The organism is Aeromonas sp. s9, from assembly GCF_040907765.1.
In the GTDB taxonomy this organism is placed as follows: domain Bacteria; phylum Pseudomonadota; class Gammaproteobacteria; order Enterobacterales; family Aeromonadaceae; genus Aeromonas; species Aeromonas caviae.
This window is the reverse complement of the sequence record NZ_JBFOCK010000066.1, coordinates 23,588-42,073: the sequence shown is the minus strand read 5'-3', so window position 1 is coordinate 42,073 and position 18,486 is coordinate 23,588. Positions and strand designations below refer to the sequence as shown.

Sequence of the window (18,486 nt, the reverse complement as noted above, 5' to 3'; positions counted from 1 at the left end):
CAAGTGTTGGTACGCTAATTGGTTAGCGTACAACGACAAGCTCAAATCGTGAGAGATATTAGGATGGTGACAGGACAACGACTTAATACCGCACTTTGTGGGCTTTCAGCAGAGTTCGGTTACTACCCAGAGTTTTGTGATATTGAGACCGATAGATTCTCAATCAGAACACTTCCCGAACATGAACGCATTGTGGCGCTCGTATCAGGGGACCCGAATGTCCTCAAAGGTTGGATCTATCCGGGGGCGCAGCAATATAGAGAATTCATGAGCGGACATGTTCGTTCAATGCCTTATAACGTTCGTGTTTTTGGGCTTCCCAAAACCCATGTTCTGACGCTTCCAGAGCGCAGAAACAGAGAGGAACTCGATTTTGTTGTGTGGTGCTTATCCTTTTTCACCGGTATGAGACTAACTACAACAGAGGCTGGCTTTCTCGATGCAACCCCCATCCAGCCGGGAAAGCTCGTTGATTTTATCCTGAGTCGCAGCACTATCGCCGATGTCATCGAATTGGCGCTGGACTATCTGGAATCGGAGCGTGGTGATGCTCGTGCGCCTAAGCGGGTGACTGCTGTCATCCATGCCTTGTTTTTGGCGCAGTATCCACAGAATCTCTCTTTTGAGCGATTTCAGTACCTGTACATGGCACTGGATGCTTGTTTCAGGCTAGTTGAAGTCAAAGAAGCGAAAAAACTCCAGATTTCTCATGCTGGACGTGTTCAATGGATGTGTGAAAAATTTGGTATGCCAGTACCTGATTGGGCTAAGAACAGCAAAACAGAGCCCTCATCGCTATCGGTCGCCCGTAATGACACTTTCCACGAAGCCATATTCTTTGATGGGCCGTTGGGATTTGCTAGTTACGACGGTAACCTGCGCTCAGCAGAACAGGAAAACACCCTACTGCAAATGGAAGCATTGGTTTGTCGGTTACTGGTGGCCATTCTTGGTAAGCCTGGCGTCGGCTATGTTAAGACCTCCGTTAATACCATAGAGATTCACGCACTGGAACTACGTGGATGAAGGCCAGAATTAAACCGCAAATAAAAAAACCGGGCACTGGGCCCGGTTTGTCATGCAGTCAGGATGTGCTTACTGGAGCACCAGCACCATCAGCAGGCCGACGGTGATGGCGGACACCAGGAAGGCGAAGCCATAGAACACATAGTGGTGCAGCTTGGTGGTGTGGATCCCCAGATCATGCAGGCCGTGGTAGATGCGGTGCATGCCGTGCCAGACGGGCAGGGCGATGATCACCAGCAGGATGCAGGCACCCCACCAGGAGCTGGCGAATGCCAGCACGCGCTCGTAGCTCATGGTCTCCACGTCCATGATGCCCATGGGCACCAGCAGACCGGTGATGAGGACAATGACCGGCAGCAGCATGGCAACCACCATGCCACCCGCACCAAACAGACCCCAGTAAATTGGCTCGTCAGAACGTCTCATATTTTTTCCTCAAATCATGATTGAGTGATCGTGGCCAACGTTTCTGAGTGAGAGCCCGGTACCAAACAGACACCAATAACCGGGTTCGTCAGAACGTCTTATGGTTTTCTCCTCAGGCCACGATGATCAGGACAAGCAGGGATACCGCCGCCAGCGCCACATACTGGGCGATGACGATCGGCTTCTCCGGCACCAGGTCTTCGCCACGGAAGATGCGCATGGCTTTCGGTGCCAGGGCGAACCAGGTCTTGGCGTGGAACAGGCAGGCTGCCAGGGCGATGACGTGGAACAGGATGGCAATGGGGCTCTGCAGGGATTCCAGCCAGCCGTTGAATGCCTCCTGACCCTGTACCAGCCGCAGCAGACCCCACATCAGCACGACGGCGTAGATGGAGACGAAGATGCTGGTGCCTTCGCGGATCATGTAACCGGTGTAGAAGGCATTCTTCAGCCACCAGTCTTTTTTCATCTCGCGCACGTAAGGCTTACGTTTGCTCTCAGTGTTGTTCATGGTCTCACTCCTGGTCTCAATCCGGCTTGAACATGGCGATCATGTAGTCCTTGGCGCTCTCGACCTTGCCAAGCTGGATGGCTGCGGCCGGATCCACGCCTTTCGGGCACACTTCGGAGCAGTAGCCCACGAAGGTGCAACCCCAGACGCCCTCGTCCTGGCTGATGATCTTCATCCGCTCCCTGGACGCGCTGTCGCGGTTGTCGGCGTTGTAGCGATAGGCCAGCGCCAGTGCTGCCGGACCGGTGAACTTCTTGTTGATACCATATTGCGGGCAGGCCGCGTAGCACAGACCGCAGTTGATGCACATGGAGAACTGGTGATACTTCGCCATGTCAGCCGGCGTCTGGGTGTACTCGCCATCACACAGGCTGCGCGGCTCGGACGGGATGATGTAGGGCTTGATGCTCTCCAGCTTCTCGATGAAGTCGGACATGTCGACCACCAGATCGCGCTCGATGGGGAAGTTGTTGAGCGGTTCGATAGTCATCTTGCCCGGCAGGTAATCCCGCAGGAAGGTCTTGCAACCGAGTTTCGGAATGCCGTTGACCATCATGCCGCAGGAGCCGCAGATCGCCATCCGGCAGGACCAGCGGAAGCTCAAGGTGGAGTCCAGATGATCCTTGATGTATTGCAGCGCATCCAGCAGGGACATCTCTTTGAGGTAGGGCACCTGGAAGGTCTGCATCCAGGGCTCGTTATCCTGCTCGGGACGGTAGCGCAGGATTTCAATTTCGATCATCTCAGCCATTCTTCTTAGCCTCGTCTTGTTTCTCACCCTCGGAACCGTACACGCGCTTGGCCGGTTGGGATTTAGTGATCTTCACATCGGAATAGTCGATGGTCGGGGCCCCTTCGCCGTTGTAGAAGGAGAGAGTGTGCTTGAGGAAGTTGACGTCATCGCGCTCCTCGTAACCGTCCAGACGCTGGTGGGAACCGCGGGACTCTTTGCGGTTGATGGCGGAGTGCGCCATGGCTTCCGCCACGTCCAGCATGTAGCCCAGCTCGATGGCGTACAGCAGGTCGGTGTTGAAGACCGAGGACTTGTCGTTGATCTTGATCTTTTTGTAACGGGCTTTCAGCTCGTTGATCTTGTCGATGGTGCCCTGCATCAGCTCTTCGGTACGGTAGATACCGACACCGGCTTCCATGGACATGCCCAGTTCGTTGCGGATATCCGCCGGGTTTTCGGTGCCGTCGATGTCCAGCAGGGAGAGGTGCTGCTTGATGAGCGCCTCGGCCTTGGCGACCAGCGCCTGGGTGTTGCCGTGTTGCTGGGTGGCGGCAAACTCGGCTGCCTGCTCACCGGCCACCTTGCCGAAGACCACGATCTCGGACAGGGAGTTGGAACCCAGACGGTTGGCGCCGTGCAGACCGACGGAGGCACATTCGCCAGCGGCATAGAGACCGGCCAGACGAGTGGCGCACTTGCCGTCAGTTTCTATGCCACCCATGGTGTAGTGGGCGGTCGGACGTACCGGAATCGGCTCTTTCACCGGATCCACACCCACATAGGCCTTGGCCAGTTCGCAGATGAAGGGCAGACGCTCTTTCAGGTACTTCTCGCCAAGGTGGCGCAGGTCAAGGTGAACCACGTCGCCCATGGGGCCCTGGATCACGCGGCCTTTTTGCTGCTCCTGCCAGAAGGCCTGGGAGAGACGGTCGCGCGGACCCAGCTCCATGTGCTTGTTCTTTGGCTGGCCGACCGGGGTTTCCGGGCCCAGACCGTAATCTTGCAGGTAGCGATAGCCATCCTTGTTGAGCAGGATGCCACCCTCACCACGACAACCTTCAGTCATCAGGATGCCGGTGCCCGGCAGACCGGTCGGGTGATACTGGACGAACTCCATGTCCCGCAGCGGTACGCCGTGGCGGTAGGCCAGGGCCATGCCGTCACCGGTGACGATGCCGCCGTTGGTGTTGTAGCGATAGACACGACCTGCGCCGCCGGTGGCCAGCACCACGGACTTGGCCTGGATGAAGCGGGTGATGCCGTTCTGGATGTCAAAGGTGACGACACCCTGGACACGGCCATCTTCCACGATGAGATCCAGACAGAAGTGCTCGTCGAAGCGCTTGATGGTCGGGTACTTGATGGAGGTCTGGAACAGGGTGTGCAGGATGTGGAAGCCGGACTTGTCGGCGGCGAACCAGGTGCGGGGGATCTTCATCCCGCCGAAACGGCGAACGTTAGCCTTGCCGTCCGGTTTGCGGCTCCAGGGGCAACCCCAGTGCTCCAGCTGGATCATCTCGTTGGTGGCGTTGTTGACGAAGTACTCGACTACGTCCTGCTCACACAACCAGTCACCACCGGAGACGGTGTCGTTGAAGTGGTTTTCCAGGGAGTCGTCATCACGAACGACGCCTGCGGCGCCACCTTCGGCGGCCACGGTGTGGCTGCGCATCGGATAGACCTTGGAAATCAGGGCGATTTCCAGCTCCGGGTGGGCTTCTGCAATGGCGATTGCGGCACGCAGGCCACCGCCACCGGCACCGATGATGGCAACATCGGTCTTGATAATATCCACATCTGCCTCCTTAGGGATAGATTTGCTGGGCACGATTTTGCTCTATGAAAAAAATTCAGGCTTGATGCAAGTCAAACTGCTTTGTTTTAGTGCTTGGCAACGGTGATTTTTATTACAACCACCCCATTCCTTGGATGAAAATGCCGTCATTATCGCCATCCATCAGTGATCTGGATCAGCCGTACTCGCTACTCTGGTGATTTTAACTCCAAGATTATACGTAGTTTTCTTTCAAAAAAATGAGAAATGCCTCTCTTTTTGGGTATTACCCATAAAGTTTTTAAGTTTTTTATCAAAACAGTTTAATGATAACTATTATCATGATGACATATCGAGATTAGGCATCAAAAAAGTAATGCGAATATAGCCATGACAGACTGGGCCCGTCTCCCACACATGGGCAAAAGGAGATGTCGATCACAGGGTTTAGGGTCTCGAAAGGGGATTATAACCGTTGAAACAAAAAGGGTTTATAAAAAAAGGGGGCCTGAACGGCCCCTTTCTTCCCATGGTCGATCAGATGCGGAACATGCCGACCTGATTATTCAATTCACCTGAAATATTTTTAAGCTGGGCCGACAGATTGCGGGAGCTGTCCGCATCCACTGCCAGCTCGTCCGAGACATCCTTGACCGCCTGGATGTTGCGGCTCACCTCGTCGGTGACGGCACGCTGTTCCTCGGCGGCGCTGGAGATCTGGGTCGCCATGTCGGAGATCTGGTTGATGGAGGTGGTGATCTGCTCCAGCGCCTGGGTCGCATCGTTGGCATCTTCCACGCTGTTCTGGGCCAGCAACTGACCCTCGTGCATGGTACTGACGGCGCCCTGGGTGTTGCGCTGCAGGGTCTCGATCATGCTGCGGATCTCGACGGTGGAGCTGTGGGTGCGCTGGGAAAGCACCCGCACCTCGTCGGCCACCACGGCAAAGCCGCGTCCCTGCTCGCCAGCCCGGGCGGCCTCGATGGCGGCGTTGAGCGCCAGCAGGTTGGTCTGCTCGGCGATGCCCTGGATGGTGGAGAGGATGGTGTTGATCTCCTGGGCGTTCTTCTCCAGTTCCTGAATGATGCCGGAGGCCTGCTTGACCTGGGTGGCGAGATCCGTGATGGAGCGCTGGTTGCGGGCAATCACCTGCTTGCCGTGCTCGCAACTGCTGGAGGAGCTGCGGGCCGCTTCCGCGGTCTGCTCGGCATTGCTGGCCACTTCGACGGCGGTGGCGGACATCTCGTGCACTGCGGTCGCAATCTGGGAGATCTCGTTTTGCTGGCGGGCCAGCCCCTGGTTGGATTTCTCCGCCATGTCGTGGGAAGACCTGGCCTGCTGGTTGAGCTGGGTGGAGGAGTTGGAGATGTCCTGCACCATGACGTGGATGCGCTCGATGAAGGTGTTGACGTGCTTGGCGACGGTACCGACCTCGTCTTCACGCTCGATTTTGATGCGACGGGTGAGATCGCCGTTGCCGCGGGAGAGATCGACAATCGCCTCGCCCAGGGTTTTCAGCGGCGCCAGGGAGCCGTTGATGGCGACATAGGAGAAGCCCGCCACGATGAGGATGGTCAGCAATCCCTGAATAAGGTCGGAGGTGACCATGCGGGAGACGGACTGGTAGGCGACCGCTTCATCCACCACGATGCCGAAATACCAGTTGGTGTTGGGGATCTCGGTGAGGTCGAATACGCTCGCCTTGCCGCTGATATCCATCTCGGAGATGGTGTTGTCATGGGCCAGCTCGTTGACCTTGGCTGCCGTCAGTTCCGGGGAGATGGCGGTGGCGGGTTTGAGGGTCAGATCCTTGTCCGGGTGGGCGATGATGGTGCCGTTGCTGTCCACCAGAATGGCATAGGTGCCTTCCGAGTTCATGGCGAGCACGTCTTTCACCAGACCGTCGATGGAGACGTCACCGGCGATGACGCCGTCGGTGTTGCCGCGACTGAAGGGCTCGGCGATGGTGATGATGAGCTGGCCGGTGGTGATGTCGGCATAGGGGGCCGTGATGGCGAGCTTGCCGGCGGCCATGGCGTCCTTGTACCAGGGGCGCTGGCGCGGATCATAGCCGGCCGGCAGATCGGTCGGCTTGCTCTGGATCATCCGGCCATCCTTGGTGCCCACGTAGACGAGATCGAAGTTGCCCGCATTCATGGACTGGGCCAGGTGGCTGAGGGGCTCGTCTTCCTTGGCGAAGGCTTCCTTGGTGGCGGTGACGAGATTGATGCGGGCGTCGAGCCAGCGGGAGATCCCCTTGACGTTGGCGACCGAGCTGTCGTCGATGAAGCTCCAGATCAGCCGCTGGGTTTCACTGCGCAACTGGGAGGTGTTGTACCAGACCTGCAGGCCGGTGATGACCAGAATGATGGCCCCGATGGAGAGGACCAGCTTGTTCTTGATGGATAGGTTCATGTTTACATCCTTGTGAGCGTCAGTCAGAGATCCATGGTGTTTGTTATTGTTATGAGCCAACTCTGTATCGGCTGGCTATGGACTTTATGTATCCCGGTGCACCGCATTTTTTCAATTCTTTTCACCTCCTTGTGGCCTGCCAGGCCGCGCCGATACTCAGCTGAATCGATCTGGCCGGTTGGTGAAGATGCCATCGACACCCATGCTGGCGAGGGCGCTCCCATCACTCACTTCGTCGACCGTGTAGACCAGGATCTTGAGCCCCCGGCGATGGGCATCCGCCACCAGGGTCTCTTCGACGAAATCCACGTCGCAGTTCAGTGACCAGGCCCCCAGCGTCTCGGCAAAGGCGGCGCCGTCGAGAGGCAGGCTGGCCGTGAGGGCGCCGATCCTGATTTCCGGTCGCAGTCCCTTGAAGCGTAACAGCTCGGGATGATGAAAGGAGGAAACGATCCAGTGCGCCTGGGTAAAGCCAAGCTCGGCCTCGGCCCGCCTGGTCAGGGCGGCCACCGGCTCGGCGGTGTGGGCGCCCTTGAGCTCGATGTGCAGTTCGCAGCGCCCCGCCACCAGTACCATCACCTGCCACAGGGTCGGGATCCGCTCCCCGTCCCCCGCATCCAGGCTCGCCAGGTACTCCCGGGATTGCCCGGTCAGCACACCCTGGCCGTTGGTGCAGCGCTCCAGCCGCCGGTCGTGGAAGACCCAGAGCTCTCCGTCGGCCCACTGCACGTCCAGTTCGATGGCTTTGGCACCCAGATCCAGCGCCAGGCTCATCGCCTTGAGGGTATTCTCCGGGGCCAGGCCGCTGGCACCGCGATGGGCAATGATCTGCATGATGGCTCCTGTTGTCGTCTTTGGCGGCTTCATCCCCGGCTCATCCGGATGTCGATCTGCTGATGTGGCAGATGCATGCCGACCTGGCCGAGTTTCTCCAGGATCAGGGAATGTACCTCGTGTGTAATGGGCATCCGGTGATCCATGTTGTTGACGTAGAGCCGGATCTCGTAGATGAGGGCCGAGTCGGTGAACTCGATGAGGAACACCTCCGGGGCGGGCGTATCCAGCACCAGGGTGGACTCGCGCACGCTCTGCTCCAGCAGTTGCTGTACCTGCTTGGGATTCTGGGTCAGGCCGATGCGAATGCGCAAGCGGACCCGGGTGATGGCATCGGACAGGGACCAGTTGATGAACTGCTCGGTGATGAAGGCCTTGTTGGGGACGATGATCTCCTTCCTGTCCCAGTCCACTATGGTGGTGGCGCGGGTCTTGATCTTGGTGACGGTGCCGGTGAGATCCCGGATGGTGACGGTGTCACCCAGGCGGATCGGTTTTTCGAACAGGATGATGAGACCGGAGACGAAGTTGGCGAAGATCTCCTGCAACCCGAAGCCCAGCCCCACAGAGAGTGCTGCCACCAGCCACTGGGTTTTGGACCAGTCGATGCCGAGCATGGAGAAGCCGGTGAGGGCGCCAATCAGCAGCACCAGGTACTTGCTCACCGTGGTGAGGGCGAAGCCGGTGCCGGGGGAGAGGCTCAGGTGCTGGAGCAGGGTGAGCTCCATCAACCCTGGCAGGTTGCGGGCGGTGACCACCGTCAGGATAAACGCGAAGACGGTCAGCATCAGATCCTGCAGGGTGATGGCGGAGAGCTGCTCGATGCCGGCCACCTTGCTGCTCACCTGCCACACCTCGATGCTGCTGAGGAAGCTGAATGCCGAGTTGAGATCCGACCATTGCACCACCACCAGCATGGTGAAGCCCAGCATCAGCAGAGTGCGCACCAGGCCGAGGGACTGGGCGCTGATGGTATCCAGATCCAGCTCGGGCTCCTCCACCACATCGGGGATCTCGGAGCTGAGATCGTCCTCTTCCCGCTCCCGCTGCGCCAGGATCTCGGCCCGCTTCTGCTTGGCGCGATCGAAGGCGAGTCGGCGGCGCTGGATCAGCATCCAGCGGTGGGCCAGATAGTAGACGAGCAGGCAGCCGAGCCCCGCCAGCAGGCTCAGCTCCAGCTGGCGCAGCAGGGTGCGGGAGGTGTAGAAGTAGCCGAACAGGGCGCCCAGCACCGCCAGCAGCGGGGCCAGCATCAGGCTGTTCCAGATGAAGTGGTGCAGCAGATGGGGCTTGGTCATGTCTGCCTGACCCCAGGTGAGGGGCAGTTTTTCCCGGTTGAGGCGGGCAAAGAAGAGCAGCAGCCAGAGGGCCCCGATGATGAAGGCGAGGCGTCCCAGGGAGTCGTAGAAGGCGTGCTCCTGATAGCTGCTCGCCATGCCCTGCACGAAGAAGCTCGGGATCAGCACCAGCAGCAGGGTACGAAATTGTCCCCATACTCGCTGCACCCGCTCCTTCTGCCAGCGGAAGTGGAGGATGAGGATCCCCTTCTCCAGAGTGAGGTGGCGCGCCACCAGCAGGGCCAGCAGCAGGAACCAGATTTCACCCAGGCCCCGGGCCACCGCCACCGCGAAGGGATATTGCCAGGCGCCGTCCAGCAGGCCGTGCACCATGAGCACCATGGCGGGCAGCGGCAGGGCGGCGAGCACGGAGCGCACCAGCAACCGGCTGGTGAGGCTGAACTTGTCCTGGGTTACCTTGCCGATGCGCGGGGCAATGTAGTGGCTGTATTGAATGAGGTGGCGGGCCAGTTTCAGCCAGCACCAGGCCAGCCCCAGCAGCCCGAGGCCAGCCAGGGTCAGGCTCAGGGGGTTGTTCTCGGCGATGGCCCTGGGCAGTTGCAGCCAGTTGGCCGGGTTGAAGGCAAGGCCGAGGGCGGCCGGGACGCCGAGCAGCACCGCCGGGCTCAGGGGGCGCACGTCCGGCATCCAGAACAGATGGCTGGCGCTGAGTTCGCGGATCTCGTCGATCTTGCTGTTCTGGCGGCTGTAGAGCAGCTTGAGGCGGGTCTGCTCCTGAATGAGGGTGTCGGAGGCATCGTTGAGCCGGGTCAGCAGTTGCCGCCTCGCCTTGAGCAGGTTGTCCAGCACGGCGCGCTGGGCCCTGTCCAGGGTGATGTCGTCTCCACTGAGCAGGCTGTTGCGCAGCTGGACCGGATCCTTCAGGGCATCCTGCTCGGTCTCGTACTGGTATTTGGCCATGCGCGCCTTGACGATGGCTGACTCCAGCCGCTCCAGCGGGAAGTAGGCGGGCAGATCGGCCAGCTTGCTGCGCAGGTTCTCGCCGTAGGCGTTGCTTATCTGCAACCACTCCAGCTGTTCGCGCACCGAATTGACCAGCTCGTTGAGCCCGGAGAGGGAGGTGTCCACCCCCCGTTGCTCGTCCTGCACCCGTTCAATCTGGTCCTCGAGAGCCCCCAGTTGGAGGGAGAGGGCCTGGTTTTGCTGCTGTTGCTCCTGCAAGAGGGGGAGGTCAGAGGTGAGCTGGCGGCGCAGGCGTTCACTCTCGGCCAGGGCCTGCTCGGTCTTGTCCCGGCGCAGCTGGTTCTGCTGGGCAAGCAGACTGGTCTGCCACTCATCCTCGTCGGTGATGGCGAGGTTGAGCTCCTGCAGCTTGAGCTTGCCCAGATCGTTGCGCTGCTGGGCGGAGAGCTGCTCCAGCTCCAGCATCTGGATCCGGTCGGAGAGGCTCTGCTCTTTGAGTCGGGTGGCCAGTTGCTGGGCCTCCTGCAACCTGTCCGACTCGTTGCTGAAGCTCAGGCGATCGAGCAGGGAGCGGGTCTGGAGCAACTGCTTGCGCAACTCGTCGACCCGCAGGTGATACTCCTGGCCCGTGCTCTCAAGCTGGTTGAGGCTGTCGGTCACCGCCTGACGCTCCTTGCGCAGGTTGAGCTGGCGGTTGCTGCTCAGGCTGATGGCCTGGCGCAGGGCATCCTCCTTGAGGGAGGAGAGGGACGGGCGGGACTGGGGCTGATAGTTGTGCAGCCCCTCCTTGAGACGGGCGGACTCCTTGGGGTAGTCGATGAGGATCTGCTGGTAGGCCTTGCCCTGTTCCCGGTAGCGCTGGGCATCCCGGGCATATTGCAGCGCCTGCTGGTAGCTCTCCCGCAGTTGCTGGTTTTCCGGGGTATCCGTCTTGGGGATGCTTTGCAGCAGCTCCTCTACCTGAGTGATGGCATCATCAGCCTGGACAGCGGAGAAGGGGAACAGGCTGAGACAGAGCATCAGACAGAGCAGGCGTTGCAACATGGCGCACGTTTCCGTTCAGGAGAAGTCGCCCTAGCCTAAAGCAGGGGCCGGGGCGGGTAAAGCCCTCAAGATGAATGATCCACGGCACAAATAACGGGTGATCTGGGTCTTGTTTGGCTATTATTCTGGCCGTTCCCCTTCATTGAGCAATTTATGTCCTCCGTCGATCTGGGCACGGCCCCCCTTTCCCGCCTCTTCTTGCGTTACGTCACCCCCACGGTGGCCGCCATGCTGGTCACCGGCATCTATGTCACCATAGACGGCATCTTCGTCGGCCATATCCTGGGCCAGGACGGGCTGGCCGGCATGATGCTGGCGTACCCCATCTGCGCCGTGCTCTACGCGGTGGGGGCCCTGATCGGCATGGGATCCTCGTCGCTGGCCTCCTTCTATCTGGGCAAGGGGGAGCAGGCCAGGGCGCGCCACATCGTCGGCAATGCCCTGGTGATGGTGCTCATCGCCTCCGCGCTGCTCGCCTTCATTGGCATTCGTTACGGCGAGGCCATGCTTGTCTGGATGGGGGCGCAGGGGGTCATCTTCGACGCAGGCTTTGCCTATCTGCAGTGGTACGCCTGGCTCGGGGTGTTTGCTGTGCTCTCCATGGCCTTTACCGCCCTGCTGCGCAACGACGGGCGACCCGGCCTCACCACCTGGATCCTGGTGGGGGGCGGCGTGCTCAACGTGCTGCTCGACTACCTGCTGATGGCGGTGATCCCCTGGGGGCTGGCGGGGGCCGCCATCGCGACCATGCTCTCCCAGGCTGTCACCGGAGGCCTGTGCCTGTGGCACTTCTTTACCCCCCGCAGCCAGTTGCGCATTCGCTGGGATACCCTGGTGCCCGACTGGCGGCTGATGGGGGATACCCTGGTGCCCGACTGGCGGCTGATGGGGGAGACATTGCGACTCGGGGTGTCGAGTTTTCTGATGTACCTCTACCTCTCGGTGGTGCTGGCGCTGCACAACAAGGCGCTGCTCTCGGTGGGCACTTCGCTGCACGTGGCCGCCTATGGGGTCATCAGCTACAGCGAGGCCTTCTTCTATCTCATCTTCGAGGGGATCGCCATGGGCATCCAGCCCATCGCCAGCTTCAATGCCGGGGCGGGCAACTGGGCACGGGTGCTGCGGGTGCGCAACCTGGCATTGGGAGTGACCATGGCGGTGGCACTGTGCGGGATGATCCCGCTGTATCTGTGGCCAGAGGCAGTGGTTTATCTGTTTGCAGGGGACAATGCTGCCCTGTTGCCGGTGGCGACCCTCGGTATCTGGCTCTACTTCTGGGGGCTGCCCATGGAAGGCTTGCTGCTGGTGGGGGCCACCTATTTCCAGGCCATCAACCGGGCCCGCATCGCTTCCCTGCTCACCGGCGGCAAGCTGGTGCTGATCGGCGGTTTCCTGTGGGGCTTCTCCTCCCTGTGGGGAGTGGCCGGTGTCTGGCTGGCGCTGCCCACTTGCAGCACTCTGCTGGTCCTGGTGATGTGGCGGGCGATGAGCAGGGAGGGGCGCCAGCACAGCGCTGCCTGAGATGTGGTCATGCGTCCATGAAAAAGGCAGCCTCGGCTGCCTTTTTCATTCCCTGCCTGTGGGCGGCAGGTCGCCGGCCTCAGGACTTGAAGGCGCCGATAAAGATGGCGGGGTCGACGCGGGCGTCGTTGAGGCTGACGTTCCAGTGCATGTGGGGGCCGGTGGCGCGACCGGTGGCGCCGACCCGGCCGACGATGCCGCCGCGGGGCAGGCTCTGGCCCAGCTTCACGTCCACCTTCGACATGTGACAGAACATGCTGATGAGGCCCTGGCCGTGGTCGACGAACACCGTATTGCCGTTGAAGAAGTAGTTGCCGATGAGGATGACCTTGCCAGCGGCTGGTGCCTTGATGGGAGTGCCGGCTCCGACCGCGAAGTCGAGGCCGGAGTGGGGGTTGCGCTCCTCGCCGTTGAAGAAGCGGCGCAGCCCGAAGGGACTGGAGAGCGGGCCCTGGACCGGCTTGTCAAACAGCAGGTTGCTCGGCTGAGCCGGGCTGAAGGTCTGGTAGGCGCGGGTCTGTTCGGCAAGCTCCCGGTTGATGCGGGTCATGTCTTCGGCCAGCGGATTGACCTGGCGGCTGTTCTTGAGCTTGATGTGCTGCTCACGGTAGTGCTTGGTGCCGACCGTGAAACTCAAGGTGCGGCCATCGCTGGTGGTTACCTGATGGGGGCCGGGCGCGCTCTTGAGCGGGATGCCGACGATGGCGATCCACGTCTTCCCGTCTTCCTGTACCACCAGCACAGGCTTGTCCTGATAGCGCACTGCGGGCGCCTTGGCCCCGATTCCCAGTGGTACCACGGCCACGCCCCCCGGCACCGGGTGGTTGAGCAGGCGGCTGATAAACCCCGGTTCGGCGTGAAGCGCAGGGCTGCCGAGCAGCAGGAGAAGAAAGAAGAGGCGGCGCATGATGGCTCCATCGGATCAGGGGGAAAGCAAGAGGGGGGAGATGATGCCACATTCTGGCGGTGCTGTCCGTCAACCGTGGCCGATAAACTCATCGGCTGCGGCCCAGAAGGACGCAACGGACACGCCATTGCAGCGAGGTGAATGCGCTGGTTGCGGGTGCCCGCTTTCCCGTCGACCTTGCCAGCCTGATCAGGGGGCCGCTGCGCTACCGCTTCTCGAGGGCGCTCACGAGCGACAACCGCTTCATCACCACCAGCCTGGCCGGTGTCGGGGTGGGCATGGTCGAGCAGGGGGCCCTGACCCCTATTCCATTCGATACCGCCATCGCGGTACCCTACTCGGCGGCGACCCAGGCCACCGACTACAAGGTGAGGCTCTACCCGACCCGGCTGCTGGGCCAGGTAGTACGCACCGGCCCCTACACCGGCACCATCATGGTCACGGTGAGCGTGCCCTGAGGAGACGCCGCTTCGCCCCTATTTTTCGACGAGGTCAATGATGAACAGTGACAGGGCCCTGCGCCACGAACCCAAACGCCATGGCATAGGACAGGGCTGGATCTGGATCCGCACCGGATTCGACATCTTCAACAAGGGGATGGGTGCCAGCGTGGCCATGATAGTGCTCTGGTTTGTGGTGGGCATCGTGCTGGATCAGCTGCCGGCGGGGGGCTTGATCTCCCAGTTGCTCTACATGGTGTGGGGGGCTGGCTGGGTGGCGGTGGCGCGGCGGGGTCACCATGGCGAGGCGCTGCAATTTGGCGACTTCTTTGCCGGTTTCCGCCATCGGTTGACCCCCTTGATGCTGGGGGGCCTGATGGTGCTCGGCCTCATCATGGGGATCCTGATGATCTGTGTGTTCCTGCTGCACCAGTGGGGACTCACCGGCCTGTTGTCCGCTGATCCGGGCTCCCTGGCGCTGACCCCGGAGCAGGCACAGGGCTTCCTCGTCTGCGCCCTGGTGGGATTGGCACTGTTCGTTCCCGTGCTGATGGCCATCACCTTCGCCCCCGCCCTTATCCTCTTCCATCAGGTCGGGGTCTGGCAGGCAGCCATGCTCAGCTTCAAGGGATGTCTGCGCAACATGTGGCCCTTCCTCTGGTGGGGGCTGCTCGGGGCCGTGCTGATCTTCTTTGGCGCACTCCTGATGCTGGTGGGCCTGCTGGTGGTGCTGCCTGCCATCAACTACTCCATCTATGCCGCCTATCACGACATCTATCTGGAGGAGCAGGAGGCCGAGGAGGGAGAGACCCCGGTCAAGGCATTCGGTTTCGAAGCCTGACCGGCACAGGATGGAGCAAAGAGGGGCCGCGAGGCCCCTTTTTTGTGCGGCTCGCAGGGATCAGAGAGAGGGAGGGGCTTCCTGCCACAGGGGATCGTCCGCCATCCGCTCCACGAGAAAGTCGAGGAAGCTGCGCAGCAGGGGGGACATCTGTTTGCGGGTGCCATAAACGGCATAGACGCCGAGGCGCTTGGGCTGCCACGGGGTGAGCAGGGGGACCAGTGCGCCGCTTGCCAGATGGGGGTGAACCGAGTAGGCGGGTTGCAGGCTGATCCCCGCCCCGTCCAGGGTGGCGGCCAGCAGCAGGTTGGAGATGTTGGCGCTGAGGTTGCCGCTCACCGGGACGGATTCGGGACCATCGGGCCCCAGAAACTCCCACAGGCTCTTGCCGAAATAGGTGTAGGTGAGGCAGTTGTGCAGTGCCAGATCCTGCACCTGCTGCGGCAGGGCATGGCGGGCCAGGTAGGCGGGGCTGGCGCACACCACCGAGTGGCAGGTGCCGAGCCTGCGGGCCACCAGGTTGGGATCGAGGTCGTTGGTGATGCGCAGGGCGAGATCGATTCGCTCCTCCACCAGATTAACCGTCCGGTCCAGCAGCAGGATGTCGATCGCCGTGCCGGGGTAACGGGCCAGATAGTCGTTCGCCGCCCCGACCAGCAGGGCTTCGGAGAGAGAGTAGCTGCAGGTGATGCGCAGTTGCCCCTTGGGGGCCTCGTCATGGCGGATGGCCAGGTGTTCCATCTCTTCCCCCAGGGCCAGCATGGCTCTGGCCCGGTTCAGCGCCTCTTCTCCCGGCCCGGTCAGGCTCAGCCGGCGGGTGGTGCGGTGCAGCAATCTGGCCCCCATCCAGCGTTCCAGCTCGGCCAGGTAGCGCGACACCATGGCGCGGGACATCTCCAGTTTCTCCCCGGCGCCGCTCAGGCTGCCCTGTTCCACCACGCAGACGAAGACCCGCAATGCGGTCAGCCTATCCATCTTGTGCCCCTATATGATCGATTTATGCAACAGTGATGCGCCTATTATGCGGTATTTGTATCGATGGTGATGCAATAAACTGCGCTCATTCCATTAATCCACACCGATGAGCGTTATCTGATGAACAACACACTGCGTACCCTGACCCTGACCAGCCTCCTGATGACGGGTTCCGCCCTGGCGGCCCCCCTGACCGTGACCGCCTACAACCCCGGCGAGAAGGCGATCTTCCCCGTCTCCTCCTCACTGGTAACCGGTGACAAAGAGGCCATCCTGATCGATGCCCAGTTCGATGTGCAACATGGTCAGGCGCTGGTGGACATGATCAAGAAGAGCGGCAAGAAGCTGACCACTGTCTATATCAGTGCCGGTGACCCCGACTTCTACTTCGGTCTGGAACCCGTCATGGCGGCGTTCCCGGATGTCAAGGTGTTGGCCGACCAGCATGTGGTCGACCATATCAAGCAGACCAAGGATGCCAAGCTGAGCTACTGGGGCCCGATCCTGGGCAAGGATGCACCCAAGAGCCTGACCGTGCCGCAAGTGATGACGGCTAGCCACCTGACCCTGGATGGCGAGAAGATTGAAATCAAAGAGATGAACACCCCGAATGCCTACCTCTGGGCCCCTTCCATCAAGACGGCCTTTGGTGGTGTGCCGGTCTACAGCGGCGTGCACGTCTGGATGGCGGACAGCCAGTCCAAGGCCGCTCGCAGCAACTGGGTCAAGGCGCTGAACAATCTGCTGGCCCTGAAACCCGAGCGCGTGGTGCCGGGTCACTTCCTGGGGACTGCGCCCAAGGGTACCGAAGCCGTGACCTTCACCCGTGACTACGTGCAGCGCTTTGAGCAGGAGCTGGCCAAAGCCAAGCACTCCGGCCAACTGATTGAAGCGCTGAAGAAGGCTTACCCCTCTCTGCCGGTCGATGATGGCCTGGCCATCGGTGCCAAGGTCAATACCGGCGAGATGAAGTGGTAACTCCCTGACGCCTACATCCCTGTGTTTTTTTCCGGGCCCGAGGGCCCGGTTTTTTATCCAGCATTGAAGCGAGAATGATGATGAACGAAGCGCAAACAACCCTCCATTATGTCTATGACCCCCTCTGTGGCTGGTGCTATGGCGCCGCCCCCCTGCTGAAAGCCGCTGCCGAGATCCCGGGCCTTCGCATCGAACTGCATGGGGGGGGCCTCTGGATGGGCGCCAGGCGCCAGGCCATGGGCCAGCCCCTGCGGGACTATGTGCGTCCCCATGATGAGCGCATCCACGCCCTCACCGGACAGCGCTTTGGTGAGCGCTACTTCAACGAGCTCCTGCTCAACGAGTCACTGCTCCTCGACTCCGAGCCGCCCATACGCGCCGTTCTGGCGGTGAGCGAGCTTGGCGGCGACGGCCTTGCCTTGTTGCACCGCATCCAGGAAACCCACTACCGGGATGGGGAATGGGTCGGTTCCCCGACACGGCTGGCGGCGCTCGCGCGGGAGCAGGGGCTGACACCGGAAGCATTCGCCCTGGCCTTTGGTCGGGTCGATCTTGTGGGCCATCTGGCCACAAGCCAGGCGTGGCTGCGCCGCCTCGGCGGGCAGGGGTTCCCGACCCTGGGATTGATGCAAGGGGAGCGCGTCGTTGAGCTGCCTGTCTCCTCCTATCTGGGAGAGCCAGCGGCGTTCGCGGATCACATCACCTCTCTGATGGGGTGAGTCTCTCGCCCATCGCCTGCGGCTTGTCAAAGGAGAGGGAGAGGGCAGACCCGTCTGCGCGCCTCCCTTGTCCCCCGCACTGTTCTTGTGCATGCTATCGGCCTCATTGAACGGCAGGATGCAGTACCTATGAACCTTCGCGATCTCGAATATCTGGTAGCGCTGGAAGAGGAGAAACACTTTCGCAAGGCAGCGGAGCGCTGCTTTGTCAGCCAGCCGACCCTGAGTGGCCAGCTGCGCAAGCTGGAAGATGAACTGGGAGTGATCCTCATCGAGCGCACCTCCCGCAAGGTGCTGTTCACGCCCGCCGGCGATGCCATGGCCCGTCAGGCGCGCAAGGTGCTCAAAGAGGCGCGAGAGCTCAAGAGCATAGGCCAGCACTTCGCCGAGCCCATGTCCGGCGAGATCCACATCGGTTTCATTCCCACCGTGGGCCCCTATCTGCTGCCCCACATCATCCAGGATCTGCGTGAACACTTCCCCAAGCTGGAGTTCTACCTCTACGAAGATCAGACCCAGGTGCTGCTCAAGCGGCTGGAGGAGGGAGAGCTGGATTGCCTCGTGCTGGCGGAGTTGGAAGGGATGGAGGGGTTTGGCGCCATCCCCCTCTATCAGGAGCCCATGTGGCTGGCCGTGCCCCAGCATCACTCGGAGGCGAGCGCCAAGGCGGTGCCCCTGCACAATCTCAAGGGCAAGAAATTGCTGATGCTGGCCGACGGTCACTGCCTGCGGGATCAGGCGATGGGTTTCTGTTTTGCCGCGGGCATCGGTGAGGATCAGCGCTTCAAGGGCACCAGTCTGGAGACCTTGCGCAACATGGTCGCCGCTGGCAGCGGCATGACGCTGGTGCCCAGGCTCGCCGTGCCCGCCAACCCGGAGGAGGGGGGCGTCAGTTATCGCCCGGTAATCAACCCCGTGCCGGGGCGCACCATCTCCCTGCTCTATCGTCACTACTCGGTTCGCCGCCCCTGCTTCAATGAGCTGGCGGCCCGCATCTCGAGTCTGATGAAAGCCCTGCTGGGCTGACGCAGCCCGCTCGTCATCCCGAAACAAAAACCGGCGCCTGGGCGCCGGTTTTTGT

Annotated in this window: 16 protein-coding genes; 7 read left to right on the top strand and 9 right to left on the bottom strand. The window is 61.1% G+C overall.

Features of this window, described 5'->3' with window-relative positions:
- The first annotated feature begins 63 nt into the window (after positions 1–63).
- Positions 64–1,026: a hypothetical protein gene (locus AB5Y54_RS12355; RefSeq protein WP_201955593.1), complete on the top strand. Its 963-nt coding sequence runs from the start codon at positions 64–66 to the stop codon at positions 1,024–1,026.
- A 69-nt stretch (positions 1,027–1,095) separates the two neighbouring features.
- Here the strand turns inward: AB5Y54_RS12355 and frdD are convergent, their stop codons facing one another.
- From frdD to mscM, 7 genes are all read right to left on the bottom strand, one after another.
- Positions 1,096–1,452 carry a fumarate reductase subunit FrdD gene (gene frdD, locus AB5Y54_RS12350; protein ID WP_010673803.1) on the bottom strand — a complete coding sequence of 119 codons (357 nt, stop codon included), beginning with the start codon at positions 1,450–1,452 and terminating at the stop codon, positions 1,096–1,098.
- 112 nt (positions 1,453–1,564) lie between these two features.
- Positions 1,565–1,963, bottom strand: a complete 399-nt coding sequence (locus AB5Y54_RS12345) for a hypothetical protein (protein ID WP_010673804.1) — start codon at positions 1,961–1,963, stop codon at positions 1,565–1,567.
- A 16-nt stretch (positions 1,964–1,979) separates the two neighbouring features.
- Positions 1,980–2,714, bottom strand: coding sequence for a succinate dehydrogenase/fumarate reductase iron-sulfur subunit (locus AB5Y54_RS12340; protein WP_042065016.1), 735 nt, complete (start codon positions 2,712–2,714; stop codon positions 1,980–1,982).
- Entirely contained in the window at positions 2,707–4,491 is a 1,785-nt protein-coding gene (gene frdA / locus AB5Y54_RS12335; protein ID WP_010673806.1) for a fumarate reductase (quinol) flavoprotein subunit, read from the bottom strand. The genes AB5Y54_RS12340 and frdA overlap by 8 nt, the downstream gene beginning before the upstream one ends.
- A 516-nt stretch (positions 4,492–5,007) precedes the next feature.
- Positions 5,008–6,885: a methyl-accepting chemotaxis protein gene (locus AB5Y54_RS12330; RefSeq protein ID WP_143237204.1), complete on the bottom strand. Its 1,878-nt coding sequence runs from the start codon at positions 6,883–6,885 to the stop codon at positions 5,008–5,010.
- Between the two features lie 156 nt (positions 6,886–7,041).
- On the bottom strand, positions 7,042–7,719 hold the full coding sequence (locus AB5Y54_RS12325) for a glycerophosphodiester phosphodiesterase (protein ID WP_266139499.1): 678 nt from the start codon (positions 7,717–7,719) through the stop codon (positions 7,042–7,044).
- Positions 7,720–7,748: 29 nt separating this feature from the next.
- A complete protein-coding gene (gene mscM / locus AB5Y54_RS12320; protein ID WP_104452467.1) occupies positions 7,749–11,024 on the bottom strand; it encodes a miniconductance mechanosensitive channel MscM in 3,276 nt (1,091 codons plus the stop codon).
- 153 nt (positions 11,025–11,177) lie between these two features.
- On the opposite strand from mscM, the gene AB5Y54_RS12315 reads away from it, so the two are divergent.
- Entirely contained in the window at positions 11,178–12,545 is a 1,368-nt protein-coding gene (locus AB5Y54_RS12315; RefSeq protein WP_368153879.1) for an MATE family efflux transporter, read from the top strand.
- Positions 12,546–12,624: 79 nt separating this feature from the next.
- On the opposite strand, the gene AB5Y54_RS12310 is transcribed toward AB5Y54_RS12315, so the two are convergent.
- Complete coding sequence (locus AB5Y54_RS12310) at positions 12,625–13,452, bottom strand: peptidoglycan DD-metalloendopeptidase family protein (RefSeq protein WP_368153878.1); 828 nt, start codon at positions 13,450–13,452, stop codon at positions 12,625–12,627.
- A 137-nt stretch (positions 13,453–13,589) separates the two neighbouring features.
- On the opposite strand from AB5Y54_RS12310, the gene AB5Y54_RS12305 reads away from it, so the two are divergent.
- Together AB5Y54_RS12305 and AB5Y54_RS12300 are read left to right on the top strand one after the other, a co-directional pair.
- Positions 13,590–13,910 carry a hypothetical protein gene (locus AB5Y54_RS12305; RefSeq protein WP_368153877.1) on the top strand — a complete coding sequence of 107 codons (321 nt, stop codon included), beginning with the start codon at positions 13,590–13,592 and terminating at the stop codon, positions 13,908–13,910.
- A gap of 40 nt (positions 13,911–13,950) precedes the next feature.
- Positions 13,951–14,733, top strand: coding sequence for a BPSS1780 family membrane protein (locus AB5Y54_RS12300; RefSeq protein ID WP_368153876.1), 783 nt, complete (start codon positions 13,951–13,953; stop codon positions 14,731–14,733).
- Between the two features lie 60 nt (positions 14,734–14,793).
- On the opposite strand, the gene AB5Y54_RS12295 is transcribed toward AB5Y54_RS12300, so the two are convergent.
- On the bottom strand, positions 14,794–15,708 hold the full coding sequence (locus tag AB5Y54_RS12295) for a LysR family transcriptional regulator (protein WP_041212561.1): 915 nt from the start codon (positions 15,706–15,708) through the stop codon (positions 14,794–14,796).
- Positions 15,709–15,828: 120 nt separating this feature from the next.
- On the opposite strand from AB5Y54_RS12295, the gene AB5Y54_RS12290 reads away from it, so the two are divergent.
- The 3 genes from AB5Y54_RS12290 (at position 15,829) to oxyR (ending at position 18,431) form a co-directional block, all read left to right on the top strand.
- Positions 15,829–16,686, top strand: coding sequence for a Vmh family MBL fold metallo-hydrolase (locus tag AB5Y54_RS12290; RefSeq protein WP_052814884.1), 858 nt, complete (start codon positions 15,829–15,831; stop codon positions 16,684–16,686).
- Between the two features lie 74 nt (positions 16,687–16,760).
- Positions 16,761–17,405 (top strand): DsbA family protein, encoded by a 645-nt coding sequence (locus AB5Y54_RS12285; RefSeq protein ID WP_052814885.1) that lies wholly within the window; start codon positions 16,761–16,763, stop codon positions 17,403–17,405.
- 129 nt (positions 17,406–17,534) lie between these two features.
- The gene (gene oxyR, locus AB5Y54_RS12280; RefSeq protein ID WP_368153875.1) at positions 17,535–18,431 is read left to right on the top strand and encodes a DNA-binding transcriptional regulator OxyR; all 897 of its coding nucleotides are present in this window, start codon (positions 17,535–17,537) and stop codon (positions 18,429–18,431) included.
- The last annotated feature ends 55 nt before the right edge of the window (positions 18,432–18,486 follow it).

Coding starts and splice junctions, on each gene's coding strand:
- AB5Y54_RS12355 (WP_201955593.1), top strand. CDS start 64: ATGGTGACAGGACAACGACTTAATACCGCACTTTGTGGGCTTTCAGCA.
- frdD (WP_010673803.1), bottom strand. CDS start 1,452: ATGAGACGTTCTGACGAGCCAATTTACTGGGGTCTGTTTGGTGCGGGT.
- AB5Y54_RS12345 (WP_010673804.1), bottom strand. CDS start 1,963: ATGAACAACACTGAGAGCAAACGTAAGCCTTACGTGCGCGAGATGAAA.
- AB5Y54_RS12340 (WP_042065016.1), bottom strand. CDS start 2,714: ATGGCTGAGATGATCGAAATTGAAATCCTGCGCTACCGTCCCGAGCAG.
- AB5Y54_RS12330 (WP_143237204.1), bottom strand. CDS start 6,885: ATGAACCTATCCATCAAGAACAAGCTGGTCCTCTCCATCGGGGCCATC.
- AB5Y54_RS12325 (WP_266139499.1), bottom strand. CDS start 7,719: ATGCAGATCATTGCCCATCGCGGTGCCAGCGGCCTGGCCCCGGAGAAT.
- mscM (WP_104452467.1), bottom strand. CDS start 11,024: ATGTTGCAACGCCTGCTCTGTCTGATGCTCTGTCTCAGCCTGTTCCCC.
- AB5Y54_RS12315 (WP_368153879.1), top strand. CDS start 11,178: ATGTCCTCCGTCGATCTGGGCACGGCCCCCCTTTCCCGCCTCTTCTTG.
- AB5Y54_RS12310 (WP_368153878.1), bottom strand. CDS start 13,452: ATGCGCCGCCTCTTCTTTCTTCTCCTGCTGCTCGGCAGCCCTGCGCTT.
- AB5Y54_RS12300 (WP_368153876.1), top strand. CDS start 13,951: ATGAACAGTGACAGGGCCCTGCGCCACGAACCCAAACGCCATGGCATA.
- AB5Y54_RS12295 (WP_041212561.1), bottom strand. CDS start 15,708: ATGGATAGGCTGACCGCATTGCGGGTCTTCGTCTGCGTGGTGGAACAG.
- AB5Y54_RS12290 (WP_052814884.1), top strand. CDS start 15,829: ATGAACAACACACTGCGTACCCTGACCCTGACCAGCCTCCTGATGACG.
- AB5Y54_RS12285 (WP_052814885.1), top strand. CDS start 16,761: ATGATGATGAACGAAGCGCAAACAACCCTCCATTATGTCTATGACCCC.
- oxyR (WP_368153875.1), top strand. CDS start 17,535: ATGAACCTTCGCGATCTCGAATATCTGGTAGCGCTGGAAGAGGAGAAA.